Source organism: Streptomyces rugosispiralis, assembly GCF_024505145.1.
Taxonomy (GTDB): Bacteria; Actinomycetota; Actinomycetes; order Streptomycetales; family Streptomycetaceae; genus Streptomyces; species Streptomyces rugosispiralis.
In genome coordinates this window covers 46,873-61,411 of the sequence record NZ_JANIAA010000027.1, presented here as the reverse complement: position 1 = coordinate 61,411, position 14,539 = coordinate 46,873, and the positions used below count along the sequence as shown (strand labels likewise).

Here is a 14,539-nt window from a genome sequence, read left to right as displayed (position 1 = left end):
GCATCACCGACTCCCGTACCCGACAAGGAGGCTCCCATGTTCCTCAAAGCAGCCGTCAACGGCGGACGCAGCAAGACCGAACACCCCGCAGTCCCCGTCACCCCGAGGGAACTCGCCGCGGACACCGCCGCCGTGATCGCCGCCGGCGCGGACATCGTCCACCTCCACGTCCGCACCCCGGACGGCGGCCAGACCATCGCTCCCGACGCCCTGGCCGAGGTACTGCGCGAGGTCCGCGCCACCGCGCCCGGCGCGATCCTCGGCACCACCACCGGTCTGTGGACCTGCTCAGGTCCCGAGGAACGCTACGCGCTGGTCAAGGCATGGGAGGTCCTGCCGGACTTCGCCTCCGTCGCCTTCAGCGAGGAAGGCGCCGCCGAAACGGCGTCCCTGGTCGTCTCCCGAGGCATGATCCTGGAAAGCGCGGTGTGGAGTCTGGACGACGTCCCCGCCCTGCTCGCCTCGCCAACACTCCACGCCAACGTACGCATCCTCATCGAGCCCATGGACGCCGAACCGGACACGGCCGTGGCCCACGCCCGGGCGATGGCCGCCCGCATCCGCGAGGCCGGCGTGCGCTGCCCCCTCCTCTACCACGGCGAAACCGCCACGACCTGGCCGGTTCTGCGCGCCGCGCTGGAGGACGGCCACCAGACTCGCATCGGCTTCGAGGACGGCGTCCACCTCCCCGACGGCACCCTGGCCCCGGACAACAGCGCCCTCGTCCGCGCCGCCCGCGCCATCGCGGCCTAATGGGAGCTACGGGGTCGGACGACCGACCCGTCGCTCTCCTTGCCCCCGATGGCCCTCTGAGGTTTCCCTGCCGTGCAGGTGTGGCTGATTACTGACCTTGGGGGCGTGTTGTCGTTGGGGGCTGACGATGTGTGATCGTCGCGGTATGCCGGTTGTATGAGATATCCGCAGGGTGGTGGGCTGACGCCTGAACGGCAGGCGTTTCGCGAGCGGATCCGGCTGGAGGTCGCGAAGCGATTCGCTGCCGGTACTTCCAACGCCGAGGTCGCCAAGGACTTACGGGTGAGTGTGCGCTCGGTGCAGCGCCGGCGCCGGGCCCGGCACGACGCCGGCACCGAGGGGCTGCGGTCTGCCGGGCCCGTCTCACGGCCCAAGCTGAGCGAGGCCCTGTTCACCGTGCTCGAGCAGGAGCTCGCCAAGGGGCCGGTCACGCACGGCCGGCCGGACCACACGTGGACACTGGCAAGTGGATCGAGAGCAGGCCTCGGGGAGGCGGCCGGCGACTCCTGAAGGCCGCCTGGCCGCCTCCTTGACGGGCCATCAGGCAGCAGCCGCACTCGCGGTCGATACGGCCGCATCCGGGCTGTGGCCGCTTTGCTCTCTCAATCGTCGCCCCGGTCCTGTGGTCAGGCCGCAGGGGTGCCGTGTTGCGGGACCGGTAGCGTTGCGGGGCACTCCCCGTTCACTCCGGGTGTGAGCTTCGCAGACCGGCTGGCGGGCGCGGGCAGCACATCATGGGGCGGGTCACCTACCTGGAAATGGCCGAATTCACCTGGGCATGCCCCCACGTCCCGGGGCCCAAGCAGGAACGGAACAGACAACCGGAACGGGTGGGTTCAGGGGTGTGTGAGGGTGTCGAGTTGTGCTGCGAGGTCGGGGTGGGTGGCGGTCAGGTGGGGGCGGGTGGCGGTCAGGGGGGCGATGAGGTCGGAGGGGTCGTCGTGGGCGAGGGCCGCGTGGAGCTGGCTGAGCGGGCGGTGGGCCGTGGCGGGCAGGTCGGTGAGGGCGGCGATCTGGCCGGCCAGGCGGCGCAGGTCGGCTGCGTTGGCCCGGGCCCAGGTGGCGGTGGTGCGTTCGGCGGCGCGGCGTTCGCGGGTGGCCTGGACGCGTTGTTCGCCGGTGGTTCCGGCGGGGCCGGGGCGGCCGCGCAGGTAGCGGCGTTCGGCGGCCTGGCGGCTGGCGACGCCGAGGGGGTGGGCGAGGTCGGCCCAGCTGGCACCCGCAGCGCGGGCCGTTTCGATCAGGCCGGTTTCCCATCCGGCGAGTTGCTCGCGGACCTGCCGCAGCAGCAGCAGGGAGACCAGCGCCTGCTCCGGCCCGGGATCGGGCGCGTCGGGGGTGTCCGGGGACTCTTGCTGGGCTTCGCGCAGGGCGTCGTCTATGGCGTTAAGGGCCGCCGCGGCGGCGAGGAACGACGCCGGGCTGTGGGCGTTCGTGCTGGTCGTGGGCGGCTGGTGGGCTGCGGTCACGGGCACCTCCCTCGGATTGTCGTCACATGGACGACACCATGTTTGTCATCCACTGGATGACATGTTACAACAGTGTCAGTGCAGCGCATTGGCAGCAACTGCTCGAACCTGCTGGAGGTGCTTTCACGATGTTGATGCGCACTGATCCCTTCCGTGAGCTGGACCGGCTGACGCAGCAGCTGATGGGCCCGGGCACTTGGTCGAGGCCGTCGGCGATGCCGATGGATGCCTACCGCGAGGGCGACGAATATGTGGTGGCCTTCGACCTCCCCGGCGTGAGCACGGACGCGATCGACATCGACGTCGAGCGGAACATGCTCACCGTCAAGGCCGAACGGCGGCCGGTGGCGAAGGCCGACGACGTGAAGGTGGAACTGTCCGAACGGCCGCTGGGCGTCTTCTCCCGCCAGATCGCGCTCGCCGACACCCTCGACACGGAGCACATCCAGGCCGACTACGACGCGGGCGTGCTCACCCTGCGCATCCCCATCGCCGAGCGCGCCAAGCCCCGCAAGATCTCCATCGGCGTCGGATCCGGCCACAAGGAGATCTCCGGCTGACACCAGCTGGACAGGCGCGGAGGGCGGGCACCTGATCTCCCCCTCACCCCGCCCTCCGCACCCCCGTAGGCAATCCGAAGGGGGCGGCCGAGATGCCCCGCGACGCGCAGCGTTCCTCGGCCACGTGACCGAACGCGGCGAGTATGCCACTTGGGAGGAAGCCGGGCGCGCGGCCCGCGCGGTGCTCGCTCTGCCCGGCGCGCACCTGGTCGGCGACGTTCGCGCCCAGATGCCGGCGCGCCTGCCGGAGGAGTTCGCCCTGATCCTGCTCAACCCGCTGCAGAGCGCCGAGCCGCTGCCCCGGAGCGGTTCGTCCGCGCGACCGCCGCGTGGATCGAGGGCGCCACCGAGCAGACCGCGGCCTGGGACGTCGGCGCGGTGCTGTCCACCGACGCCGACGCCGCCAGCGAGGACCTGTCGGGCCAGATCCTGCTCCAGCTCCCCGCGGTCTACGACCTGCTCTTCGGCCGCCCCCACCCCACCTGACCATCCCGCCCGGCGCCCGGACACCGGCCACAGCAAGAAAGGCAACCACCGCAGTGATCTCCGACCGGCACGCACCGTCCCAGCAGCCGTACGGGAGGGCGTACGAGCAGATGCTGGAGAAGGTCCGCTACGAAGGCGCCTACCCCACCCGCGAGAGAGCCGAAGAAGCCGTACGCCTCGTCCTGGGAGGGCTCGGGCGTCAGCTGACCGGCGACGAACGCGTCGACCTGGCCGGCTGCCTGCCCCTAGAAGCAGCACGCGTGCTGACCGTGCAGATCCCCGACACCCAGCCGCTGACCGGCTTTGCCTTCGTCAAGGACCTCGCCTCCCGCTCCGGCGCCTCCCTGGCCACCACCCGCTGGGACACCGGCTCCGTGTTCTCCGCCGTCGCCGCCTATGCCGGCCCCGACCTGCTCACCCGCATCCTCCACCAGCTCCCCGCCGGCTACCCCCTGCTGTTCGGCCGCGCCGAACTCACCCAGGCCGCATAGACGGCGCGCGGGCTCGGCTGCTGTCCGCGGCCGCGCCCGCGTGTCCCCGGGCCGGGAGGCACCGGTAGACCGCTGATAGGGGCACGAGCGCCAGCCCATCTGGCAAGGCTCTGCGTAACGTGGTTGCCGGCAGCGGGTGCCACGTCGAGGCCGGGCGGTATGACCTTCCCCGGAGGAAGTGCGTGATCGACATCAGCGACATAGGCGTCCGCCTCGGGCTGGACGTCGGCGAGGGCGAACATCACGCCTGCGGCCTGCGGCACGACGGCCGTCGTCGGCGTCTTCGCGCATCGCCGGATGGACGTCTTCCGCGGTTCGCCACAGGGCGTCTCGCAGGTCTACGGCAGCGTCGATCCCGTGCTTCGGTCGCGGCCCGGGTCAGCAGGTCGTGGCGGCGGAACCCGGTGTCGGCGCCGGCGGCGTCGAGGAGGGCGTTGACGATCGCGGTGTCAATGTCGGTTCGGCGGGACCCGGTCGCCACCTCCCGCAGCAGCTTGAGGAAGCCGACATGGGCGTGCACAGCGCCGACATAGCGACGTGCGGCACGTTCCGCGAAGTCCGTGACGTCGTAACGCTGATACGCGCATTCCTTCCAGAAGGCTGTCCAAAACGTCCTCGGGGTCGGCCAGGACTCGTCCGACCAGGGCGACCATGTGCTCGGTGCCGCGCTTCCGCGGGGCTGGCTGGTTGAAGGTCCGGGCGAGCTCTCCGGCCCAGCGTGGCCGCGGCCGGTCCTGGCCGAGTAGCCGAGCACCCTGGTGAGGGATTCCTGCCGCTCGGCCAGGCTCGGCCAGGAGTACTCACCCAGCAGGTTGAAGTGTGCGGCGCGTAGCGTAAGCCATGCCGAGCCACGTCACTGACGTGCTCCCGACTGGCACCCGTTAAGCAGGATGTCGTGAATGTATCGGTTGCGATGCGGGCGGCCGCGCCTGCTGTGAAGATAGGCGTCCGAGGGCTTCTCGCTGACGATCAAAGGGATCAGCTGCTCGTATCTGCCGCCGTGCGAGCGGAGGTGCCTGGGCGGTTCGGCCTGGCGGTGAAAGGCGGATGATCTTCCGAGGACCGTGTGCCGATCGGCGGCTATGGCGATGTCACCCGTGAGATCGCTGGGTAGTTCGAACGCTGTGGCTGCTTCGCTACCGGTGTAGACCTCAGTGATACCTGCGGTGTTACCGAGCAGTTCGATGGCGCGTTCGCGGTGGACGGGCTCGGTGTACAGCCAGGCGAAGGATCCCAGTGCGCCGTGGTGAGCGGTGTAGGGATCGGTGATGGGAAGCACTGCGTGGCCGGGGATTCCGGCGTCACGGAGGATGTCTTCGAGCATGAGCACTCGAGGTGCCCCGTCCGGGTGGTGCTTGGAGTTCATGCCGTGATCGGCGGTGATGCCGACGACATAGCCGGCGTCGAGGTATTGGGCGAGCCGGTCATCGAAGGCGGCATAGAACTGGTTGGCCAGCGGTGATCCCGGCGGCTCGCGGTGCTGGACGTAGTCGGTGAAGGAGATGTAGAGCAGGCCGATGGGACCCGCTTGGCGGTGGGCCGCCAGCCCGATGTCGAGGGCGTAGATGCTCGCGTCCCAGTCGTAGATATGCGGGGCGGGTCGTCCTACGAGCTCGGATGCGGTGCCGTCACCGAACGGGGAGATGAGGTTGGAAGCGGCCTGCTCCACGCTCACTGTGGGGACGCCGCCGATGCCGAGCAGTCGGCGGAGTTTCTCTTTCGCGGTGACGACGAAGACAGGCACCCCGACCTGGTGCAGTGCGGCGTGGATGGTGGTGACGCGGAGGTCGCTCACCTCGGTGAGCTGGCGTTCCCGTCCGTCGCGGTCGCGGTAGTAGTTTCCGATGATGCCGTGCTGGACGGGAGGAACGCCGGTGACAATGGAGACATTGTTGGGGTTGGTGAAGCTTGGCATTTCCGACAGTGCGTCCACGAAGAAGGCTCCGCCGTCCAGGAGGGCGCGCAGATTCGGCATGCGGCCGGCGTTCAGCGCCGCGGTCAGGTAGTCCACAGCGCATCCGTCGATGGTCACGACGACAGTCGGCCGGCTGGGGATGCTATAGACAGTGCCGTTGACTGTGACGGCTGAGACTGTGGATGACACAGGAGAAGACATAGGGGAATACACTCCGGTGGTGGCGATTTGATGTTGGGGTACGCCCTTGGACGGACGCGGGGACGTCAGCGTGGGACGTGCAGGGCGTATTCGGCCCGGTCACCGCGGATGCGGTGAACGATGTACGCGACGATCCGGCCGTGCTGATCGACATTGGTACCGCTGAGCAGCAGCAACGGGGCTCCGACTGCGATGTCGAGTAGCGCGGCGTCCCGCGCGTCGGCGGCGAGTGCGGAGAATCGGCGATCGTCCCGGCGCAATTGCAGGTCGTGAGCGTCGGCCACGGCGTTGAAGACGCTCTTGTCGCGATCCCAGTCCTCGGGAACCAGTTGGCTGGGCAGCACCGCGAATGACCGGCACCAGGGAACCTCGTCGAGGAGCAGTTTGTAGCGGTACTCGACCAGGGGCCCGGGGAAGGCGGGGAAGGTCCACAACTCGCTTGGTGAGCTCAGCCCCACTCCGGCCAGTTGAGCCAGCCCTGGTACGCCTTGGTCGCCGGTCGCGGCGGGATCGGGATGAGTGATCACCTGCTGGTGTTCCTGGCGAACGGCGTGCCCGCGCGAGTTCATGGACTCCAGCAGGCTGATATTGCCGTCGTCGATGCGGTGCCGGATGGGCTGAGGTGCGACGAAGGACCCTACGCCGTGCTCCGTGCGTACCGCTCCGGCTCGCGCGAGCTCGGCAAGCGCCCGACGGACCGTCATCCGGTTGACGCCATAACCGTCCGCCAGGGACGCCTCGCTGGGCAGCTGCTCCCCAGCGGCGAACTCCAACCGCTTGATCCGGTCGAGCAGATCGGCGCGGATCGCGTCCCACAGCGCCGTGCCCGCACCTCGCGGGAGCGGAGTGATCGGCCGTCGCCGCTCACCGCCATCCCCCATCTCCCCTGCCGCGGCAGTCATCTTGGCATGCCTCCTTCATCTACGTGCGGTACATGGTCGACCACCCTCTGGTCCGCGGCTCTCGGGGCCCTCCCCGGTCCAGCCGCCACCCGATCGGTGGTCACCTCGAAGGGCTTCCGCGGCCGAAGGACACCGGCCCTGCACCTGCGATCGACATCTGTTCACCTGGCCTTCGACGCCCGCTCACCTTATTTAGAAGTCTACACAAGTATAACTGACCAGGCAGAACCGTGAAAACGATCAGGAGGTAACAGGTGAAGGTGTTGTTCCTGGGTGACGTCGTCGGTCCCGAGGCAGCCGAGTACGTCGTCGAACGGATGCCCTCACTGCGTGCGGAGGTGAGTGCTGACGCAGTCGTCGTGAACGCGGAAAACGCCGAGCAGAGCGGTCCTCGAATCCGCACCGGCTTCGGAATGACCAGGGCGCTGGCCGACCGGCTCCGCGGCGCCGGAGTGGACGTGATCACGAGCGGTAACCATGCGTGGGACGGAGAGATGACGACGGTGGAGTCGGCCCTCGCGCACCCCAGGGTCGTCCGGCCAGCCAATATGCCTGATGGACTCCCGGGCCGGGGCAGCGTCACGATCGACGTTCACGGCGAGAAGCTGACCGTGCTCAACCTCATGAGCCGTTCGGCGGTCGTCGAACCCAACCCCCTGTTCCAGCGGTGGCTCGCCTCCCCCGACGGCGTTCAGCCACTGTGGCCCGCATGGCGCGCCGCGGACAAGGCCGGAGCGGTGCTCGTGGACCTCCACGGACTCGTCATCAGCGAGAAGCACGCCTTCGCCCACGCCGTGGACGGCACCGCCGCCGCCGTCCTCGGGACCCATACCCATGAGGCCACTTATCACCTGCACCGGTTGCCGGGCGGCACCGCATTGGTCACCGACGTCGGGATGACCGGACGCCTGGGCGGAGTTACCGGTATCGATCCGCTCCACTGGGTCGCCGGCCTGCAAGGAGACGATCCAGCGAAGCTGCCTCCCTATGAGCTCGCCACCGGTCCGATGACGCTCGGTGCCGTGGTTCTGACCATCGAAGGCGGCCGTACCACGGAATTGGAACGCGTCTTCTGACCCTGCTCCCGCCGATCAACGGGCTTCAGCACCCGTATCGCACGCTCCTGTCGAACCGACATTCGTCCGACCGAAAGGTGAAACACTCATGGCCGTCTCCGGCCGTCGTGGCATCCCCGTCCTGTTGGCCGCGCTGATCACACTGGTCTGCTCGGCCTGCGGAACGGGTGTTGCCCTCAAAGACCAGAACGACTCCACCCCCACTGGAGGCGTCATCAAGGTAGGCGCCCCTTACCCTCTTACCGGGGCCTGGGCGGAGAACGGCCGCAACGCGTTGCGTGGCATGGAGGTGGCCGTCAAGGAAATCAACGCAAGCGGCGGCATCAAAGCCCTCGGGGGAGCACGACTGAAGATCGTGTCAGCGGACACAGGCTCGACCGATCCGAGCCAGGCACGGACCGCCACCACGAAACTGATCGACACCGACCATGTCAGTGCCGTGGTGGGAAGCTTCCTGAGCAGTATGTCGCTCACCGTCTCGACGGTCGCCGAGCAGTCGAGAGTGCCGTTCGTGACACAGTCGCTGATCGATCAGCTGGTCACGCGTGGATACAAGTACACATTCAAGGTCCCGGCGAACACCAGTGCCACGGGACCCGCTGCCCTGCGGGCCTATCTCGATATCGCCGCCTCCCATGGCCCGGCGCCGACCAAGGTCGCGGTCTTCACCTCGAACGACGCGGCGTCGAAGGCCCAGTCGGACGCCTTGCGAGCCGAGGCGGAAAAGCGCGGTCTGTCGGTGGTCGCGTACAAGGCCTACTCGCCCGGTCTGACCGATGCCTCGGCCATTGTCACCCCGCTCGCCGCGGCCGAACCGGAGGTCGTCTTCGGGGCCGGTTCCGTCAGCGATCTCACCATGATCGTGAAGAACCTGCGCGATCGCGGCATCAGGACGCCGATCGTCGGCAGTGGCGGAACGGGCTTCCTCGGCAAGGGCCTCAAAGAGGGCCTCGGGGACGAGACGAACGGTCTCCTCGCCATCTCCGGGTGGAGCGACGATCTCAAGCTTCCCGGCGTCGGGCAAGCCAGGGCCCGCTACCGCTCGCAGTACCACGAGCCGTTCATGCCGAACGAGGCCGGAGAGTCGTGGGTCGCGATGCACTTGGTCGCCGAGGCGATGGAGAACGCCCACAGCAGTGCCCCCGCAGCAGTCGCCAAGGCTCTGCGCGCCACGCCGGCGACCAGCGGACCAGCCTCGTCGATGCCGCCCGGACGGGTCGGATTCGACGCCTCCGGCTTCAACTCCGGGGTCGTGCCGATCATGATCCAGTGGCAGAACGGCCGGCCGCGCACAGTCTGGCCGGCTTCGGTAGCCACCGTAACCCCGACCGGCTGAGGGGCGACGATGACCATTTTCGTTCAGACGGTGCTCGGCGGCCTGCTCCTGGGCGGTGTGTACAGCCTTGTCAGCGCCGGCTTGGCCCTCAGTTTCGGTGTCACCAACATCGTCGACTTCGCCCACGGCGACTTCGTCACGGTGGGCATGTACGTCGCCGTAGTCCTCGGAGGGGCCGGCATCGGCCCTCTTCTGTCCGCCCCCGTGGCCGCGATCGTGGTGGCGCTGTTCGGAATCCTGATTTACACCACCGCGCTGCGCCGAGTAGTCGACCGCCCCCAGGACACCAGCGACGCACGCCACGTGCCCCAACTCGTCGTCACCTTCGCCCTGGGCATCGTGATCCAGAACGCGCTGCTGCTGGGGTTCGGGCCCGACCAGCGGACGACCCCGGGAGGGGGCCATGTCCTCATGCTCGGACCCTTCACCCTCGACCGCGCCCAGCTCATCGCGTTCTGCCTGGCCGTGACCATTCTCGGTCTCCTGCTGATCACTCTGCGATCCACCCCCTTGGGGCGGGTCATCAGCGCGGTAGTCGACGACCAAGAGGTCGTCACCCTGCTCGGCATCCGTTCGGGACGCCTGCTTCCTCTCGTGTTCGCGGTAGGGCTTGGACTAACCGGTTTCGCCGGAAGCGTGATCAGCAGTTACTTCCCCGCCGCACCGGCCTCCGGCCTGTCCTTCATGACGATCGCGTTCATCGCGGTCGTCCTCGGCGGGATGCGCAATGTCCTCGGTGCGGTGGTCGCCGCGCCCCTGATCGGCATCACCCAGCAGATCACCGCGACCTACCTGTCCCCGGAAATCGCCAACCTGGGAGTCTACGCCGTGTTCATCACCGTCCTGCTGGTGCGACCCCACGGACTCTTCGGGCTGAAGGGACTCGCATGACCGGCCTGCTCAAGTCCCCCACGACCCACATCACCGGCTTCGCCATCGCGATCGCAAGCCTCCCGTTCTGGCTCATCCCCAACAGCGGCATCCTCGCCATAGCCATAGTCGCGCTGCTCTACGCGGCCGCCGCCACCGCGTTCAACCTCACCGCCGGCCTCGGTGGCCAACTGTCGTTCGGCCACTCGATCTTCTTCGGGCTCGGCGCTTATGCCACCGCGCTGCTCCGGCAGGACCTCGGCTGGAACGTGTGGGCCGCGGTCCCGGTCGCGCTAACCATCGCCGTGGTGGCCGCCCTCGCCCTCGCCCTGCCTTCTGCACGGCTCGGCGGTGTGTACTTCGTACTGGTCAGCTTCGTCGCCACACTCGCCCTCGAATCCATCGCGACCTGGGCCAGTGACGTCACCGGAGGCGCCGCAGGTATCTCTCTCACAGTCGGCTCACCGGCACCAGCGGAACTGCGGTTCGAAAATCCGCTCGGGCACTACTACGTCGCACTCATCCTGCTCACCACCTTCCTCGGGCTGTTCGCCGCGGTGACGCGCAGCAACTTCGGCCTACGTCTGCGCGCGGTGCGCGACGATCCCGCCGCGGCAGCCGCCTCCGGGATTGCCGTGGCCCGGCAGCGAACCGTCTCACTGCTCGTAAGCGCCGCGCTGACCAGCCTCGTCGGCGTCGCTTACCTGCAGTACATCTCGTACATCGACCCGACAAGCGCCTTCGGCTCAATGACAGCTTCCATGATCGCCATGCCTGCACTGTTCGGAGGACTCGGCACATTGTGGGGACCCGTTCTCGGCGCCACCGTGCTCATCTCGGTGCAGCAAACCCTCAACCCGGCATTCTCCGGACTCCCCGCAGGCCTCGGACTCATCGTGTTCGGAGTGCTCGTCATGGCGCTGCAGACCATCGAGCCCAAGGGAGCCGTCCACCTGCTCCGCTCCGGACTCCGGCACCTCGGCCAGCGCCTGGGCACCTCGAAGCGAACGGCCCAACCCGCAGGGGACAGCCTGACATGACCGGACAACCGCTCCTCCAAGTCCGCGACCTCGTCGTCCAGTACGACGGCCTCCGAGCCCTCGACGGCGTAAGCTTCGATGTGCGGCGCGGCGAATTCCTCGGGCTGATCGGCCCGAACGGCGCCGGCAAGAGCACGGCCTTCGGAGCCATCGCAGGAACCGTCCGCCCCACCGCCGGCACGATCACCTTCGATGGCCGACCGATTCAGGGCCTGGCCGGCCACCGCATCGCCAAGCTCGGGATCAGCCGCACCTTCCAGCACGTACGGCTGTTCACGTCACTGACCGCCCTCGAGAACGTGACCGTTGCCGCGGCCACCCGACACCGCTCCCGCCGGACCGCCCGGCTGCGGGCACAGCAGCTCCTCGAGCACGTCGGATTGGCCCACCTCGCCACGAGCCCCGTGGCAGCCCTGTCCCTCGGGCACCAAAAGCTCGTCGCGATCGCCCGCGCCCTGGCCAACGAGCCCTGTCTGCTCATGCTCGACGAGATGATGTCCGGGATAGCCGACCACGAGTGGTCCCACATCCTGAGCGTGCTCACCGACCTGCGCGACACGGGACTGACCCTGATCGTCGTGGAACACATCATGGAGATCATCGACCGGCTCACCGATCGCGTCATCGTCTTCTCCGACGGACGCATCCTGGCCGAGGGCAACAGCCTCGACGTCCAGGCACAACCCGCGGTACGAGCCACCTACCTCGGAGAACCCATTGCTTGACATCGACGGTCTCTCAGTACGCCGGGGCACCCGCCAGGTACTGACCGACCTCAACCTGTCCGTCAGCGCGGGAGAATTCGTCGCGATCGTGGGCAACAACGGAGCCGGAAAAACCACTCTGCTGCGCACGATCAGCGGCCTGCTCCCACATCACCGCGGCCGTGTCTCGGTCCTCGGACACGACCCGGCCCGCGCCCGCCCGGACCAGATCGCCCAAGCCGGCCTGGGACACGTCCCCGAAGGACGCCGCGTGTTCGCCTCCCTCAGCGTCCTCGACAACCTCACCGTCGGGGCGACCACCCTGTCCCGTCGACAGCGCAAGGACACGATGGAACGAGTCCTCAGCCTGTTCCCCCGACTTCAGGAACGGGCCGCACAACGCGCCGGAACCCTCAGCGGCGGCGAACAGCAGATGCTCGCCATCGGCCGCGCACTCATGGCACGTCCACGCATCCTCATGCTCGACGAGCCCTCACTCGGGCTCGCGCCCATCATCACCCGCAACACCTTCAAGCACCTACGAACCGTTCAGCAGGAGTGGGACGTCGCCATCCTTCTCGCCGAGCAACGCACACGCATACTCACCGAAATCGCCGACCGCACACTGCTGCTCAGCTCGGGGCGCCTCGAGCCGGAACAGCAGGTGCCCCGGACCGCGGGAGCAAGCGCCTCATGAGTACAGCCAGCTTCATCGCGGGCAGCATCGTCGACGTCGTCACCGGCACCACAACCGACGAGGTGGTGATCCACACCGACGATGGCCTGATCACCGGCCTCGACAGCACGGCCGGGAGCAGCGGCGAGGTCCACGACCTGCGCCCGTACACCGTCGTACCAGGCCTGATCGACTCCCATGTCCATCTCACCTGGAGTGGCCTCGCGGTACCCAACGAGATCAGTAACCAGGAGAGTGACGAATTGTCACTCCTGCGTGGCGTCGCCAACGCAGCCGCGCACCTGCGGGCCGGTATCACGGCAGTCCGGGACCTCGGCTCCCGACGCGGCACCGCACTCCATCTCGCGGCCGCCACGCGTCTGGGCATCATCACCGCCCCCGAAATCGTCGCCAGCGGCAACCTCATCGCGATGACCGGCGGCCACGCACATTACCTCGGCGTCCAGGCCGACGGCCCATGGGCGGTGACGAAAGCGGTCCGCACCGAACTCGCCGCCGGCGCGGGCGTCATCAAGATCATGGCATCGGAAGGGCTCTTCGGGATCGACGAAGACCCTCGCGTCCCCCAGTTCGAGATCGAGGAACTGCGCGCAGGAGCGCAAGCAGCGCACCGCGCCGGGAAGACGATCGCCGCTCACGCGTACGGGGCCGCCGCCATCACCAACGCGCTCGCCGCCGGCGTCGATACAGTCGAGCACGGCGCTCATCTCGAACCCGATCAAGCCGAGAAAATGGCCTCGAGCGGCACGATCTTCGTGCCCACCCTGTCGACCTACCACTCGTATACGACCAAGGCCGACGCCCTCGGCTTCAACAGCCAGATGCGCGCCACCGCACACGAGACCTACGACCGCGCCCGCCACGCCGTACACCTCGCGCAGCAACACAAGGTGGCCATCGCCGCGGGGACCGATGCCGGGGTCCCGGGACAACCACACGGCGCCCTTGCCACCGAACTCAGACTCCTGGTCGACGCCGGCCTCTCCCCAGCCGAAGCACTTCGGGCCGCCACCGTCACCGGAGCCGCCGCCCTCAACCTCAGCACCACCCGCGGCCGCCTCACCCCCGGCATGACAGCCGATCTCATCGCCCTCGACGGAAACCCACTCGAAGACATCACCGCCACCGCCCGAGTGAGAACAGTCGTACAGTGCGGGCGGATCGCAACCAAGAAGTGATGCCCCGATTTCCGCAGCGCTGCGGCGTCTATGGGCTGCGAACGATCCGGTGTGACTTGCCCCATGGGTTGGTGCGGTCTCGCGGTTCGCTGGTGTGCCTCGCCGGCATGAGCAGGGGACGGTGGGGTGGCATGTGGCGCAGATGGTGTGGTGGTGCCAGCCGGTCCAGGTGCGGCCTTCGAAGTGGTTGAAGCTTCCTGCCTACCCCCGGTTCGCCCCCACCTGTCGGTCGAAGAGCTACTGGCGGCCAAGAACACCCAGCCGATCCGTTTCCTGGACGATCTCGTGGCGGACACCTTCGAGTCCGATGAGGAACTGGATGAGTTCCTTGCCTTTACCTACACCGAGCGCCACCGAGACGTCGCCTGACAGCCGTGCTGGCTATGTGCCTGTTTGCGGGGCAGGGATACGAGGAGGTCACGCGGCTGCTCACGCACGGGCTGCAACAGATGGGCCGGTGGAAGGGAACGTGACGGGCGCCGACCACCGCGGCCATCGGCCGGGCCCGGCTGGGGCCGGAACCGCTGAAGACCCTGTTCGCCCGGTTGTGCCACCCCGTGGCCACCGAGGAGACCACAGGGGCGTGGTATCGGGGCTGGCGGTTGGTGGCGGTGGACGGCACCACCTTCGACGTGCCGGACACCGAGGCCAACGCCGCCTTTTTCGGCCGCCCGGGCGCCAGCCGGGGACAGGAGAAGAGCGCCTATCCGCAGGCGCGAGTGGCCGCGCTGGTCGAATGCGGCACCCACGCCGTCTTCGCGGCCGAGGCAGGCCCGTTGGCGGTCTGTCATGGACCTTGAGGACGTAGCTGCCGGGTCCTCACGGCGTCCAGGGCCCACAGGCATACCACGTGCTCGGCGT

16 protein-coding genes and 2 pseudogenes are annotated in these 14,539 nt (G+C 68.1%); 15 read left to right on the top strand and 3 right to left on the bottom strand.

Features of this window, described 5'->3' with window-relative positions:
* The first annotated feature begins 36 nt into the window (after positions 1 to 36).
* Positions 37 to 753 (top strand): 3-keto-5-aminohexanoate cleavage protein, encoded by a 717-nt coding sequence (locus NP777_RS31110; protein WP_256653503.1) that lies wholly within the window; start codon positions 37 to 39, stop codon positions 751 to 753.
* A gap of 156 nt (positions 754 to 909) precedes the next feature.
* Positions 910 to 1,218: pseudogene (locus NP777_RS31105) on the top strand (helix-turn-helix domain-containing protein); the annotation flags it as partial.
* 371 nt (positions 1,219 to 1,589) lie between these two features.
* Here the strand turns inward: NP777_RS31105 and NP777_RS31100 are convergent.
* Positions 1,590 to 2,222 (bottom strand): type III effector protein, encoded by a 633-nt coding sequence (locus NP777_RS31100; protein WP_256653501.1) that lies wholly within the window; start codon positions 2,220 to 2,222, stop codon positions 1,590 to 1,592.
* A gap of 128 nt (positions 2,223 to 2,350) precedes the next feature.
* On the opposite strand from NP777_RS31100, the gene NP777_RS31095 reads away from it, so the two are divergent.
* From NP777_RS31095 to NP777_RS31085, 3 genes and pseudogenes are all read left to right on the top strand, one after another.
* Complete coding sequence (locus NP777_RS31095; protein ID WP_256653566.1) at positions 2,351 to 2,782, top strand: Hsp20/alpha crystallin family protein; 432 nt, start codon at positions 2,351 to 2,353, stop codon at positions 2,780 to 2,782.
* 124 nt (positions 2,783 to 2,906) lie between these two features.
* Positions 2,907 to 3,268, top strand: a pseudogene (locus tag NP777_RS31090) (DUF2267 domain-containing protein).
* A gap of 53 nt (positions 3,269 to 3,321) precedes the next feature.
* On the top strand, positions 3,322 to 3,759 hold the full coding sequence (locus NP777_RS31085; protein ID WP_256653500.1) for a DUF2267 domain-containing protein: 438 nt from the start codon (positions 3,322 to 3,324) through the stop codon (positions 3,757 to 3,759).
* A gap of 853 nt (positions 3,760 to 4,612) precedes the next feature.
* Here NP777_RS31085 and NP777_RS31080 read toward each other — a convergent pair.
* Positions 4,613 to 5,875: an alkaline phosphatase family protein gene (locus NP777_RS31080; protein WP_256653499.1), complete on the bottom strand. Its 1,263-nt coding sequence runs from the start codon at positions 5,873 to 5,875 to the stop codon at positions 4,613 to 4,615.
* Between the two features lie 65 nt (positions 5,876 to 5,940).
* Positions 5,941 to 6,777 (bottom strand): GntR family transcriptional regulator, encoded by an 837-nt coding sequence (locus tag NP777_RS31075; protein ID WP_256653498.1) that lies wholly within the window; start codon positions 6,775 to 6,777, stop codon positions 5,941 to 5,943.
* Positions 6,778 to 7,031: 254 nt separating this feature from the next.
* Here NP777_RS31075 and NP777_RS31070 point away from each other — a divergent pair, with 254 nt between their 5' ends.
* The 10 genes from NP777_RS31070 to NP777_RS31025 all read left to right on the top strand — a co-directional run bounded on the left by NP777_RS31070 (position 7,032) and on the right by NP777_RS31025 (position 14,478).
* On the top strand, positions 7,032 to 7,853 hold the full coding sequence (locus NP777_RS31070; protein WP_256653497.1) for a YmdB family metallophosphoesterase: 822 nt from the start codon (positions 7,032 to 7,034) through the stop codon (positions 7,851 to 7,853).
* Positions 7,854 to 7,941: 88 nt separating this feature from the next.
* Positions 7,942 to 9,189, top strand: a complete 1,248-nt coding sequence (locus tag NP777_RS31065) for an ABC transporter substrate-binding protein (protein ID WP_256653496.1) — start codon at positions 7,942 to 7,944, stop codon at positions 9,187 to 9,189.
* 9 nt (positions 9,190 to 9,198) lie between these two features.
* Positions 9,199 to 10,080 carry a branched-chain amino acid ABC transporter permease gene (locus NP777_RS31060; RefSeq protein ID WP_256653495.1) on the top strand — a complete coding sequence of 294 codons (882 nt, stop codon included), beginning with the start codon at positions 9,199 to 9,201 and terminating at the stop codon, positions 10,078 to 10,080.
* Complete coding sequence (locus NP777_RS31055; RefSeq protein ID WP_256653494.1) at positions 10,077 to 11,099, top strand: branched-chain amino acid ABC transporter permease; 1,023 nt, start codon at positions 10,077 to 10,079, stop codon at positions 11,097 to 11,099. The genes NP777_RS31060 and NP777_RS31055 overlap by 4 nt, the downstream gene beginning before the upstream one ends.
* The gene (locus NP777_RS31050; protein ID WP_256653493.1) at positions 11,096 to 11,824 is read left to right on the top strand and encodes an ABC transporter ATP-binding protein; all 729 of its coding nucleotides are present in this window, start codon (positions 11,096 to 11,098) and stop codon (positions 11,822 to 11,824) included. Before NP777_RS31055 ends, NP777_RS31050 begins: the two co-directional genes overlap by 4 nt.
* Positions 11,817 to 12,500: an ABC transporter ATP-binding protein gene (locus NP777_RS31045; RefSeq protein WP_256653492.1), complete on the top strand. Its 684-nt coding sequence runs from the start codon at positions 11,817 to 11,819 to the stop codon at positions 12,498 to 12,500. Before NP777_RS31050 ends, NP777_RS31045 begins: the two co-directional genes overlap by 8 nt.
* 62 nt (positions 12,501 to 12,562) lie before the next feature.
* On the top strand, positions 12,563 to 13,678 hold the full coding sequence (locus NP777_RS31040) for a metal-dependent hydrolase family protein (protein WP_256653491.1): 1,116 nt from the start codon (positions 12,563 to 12,565) through the stop codon (positions 13,676 to 13,678).
* 153 nt (positions 13,679 to 13,831) lie between these two features.
* Positions 13,832 to 14,047, top strand: a complete 216-nt coding sequence (locus NP777_RS31035; protein ID WP_256653490.1) for a hypothetical protein — start codon at positions 13,832 to 13,834, stop codon at positions 14,045 to 14,047.
* A gap of 14 nt (positions 14,048 to 14,061) precedes the next feature.
* Positions 14,062 to 14,151, top strand: coding sequence for a transposase domain-containing protein (locus tag NP777_RS31030; protein ID WP_256653565.1), 90 nt, complete (start codon positions 14,062 to 14,064; stop codon positions 14,149 to 14,151).
* Between the two features lie 84 nt (positions 14,152 to 14,235).
* A complete protein-coding gene (locus tag NP777_RS31025) occupies positions 14,236 to 14,478 on the top strand; it encodes a hypothetical protein (RefSeq protein ID WP_391858609.1) in 243 nt (80 codons plus the stop codon).
* Positions 14,479 to 14,539: the final 61 nt, after the last annotated feature.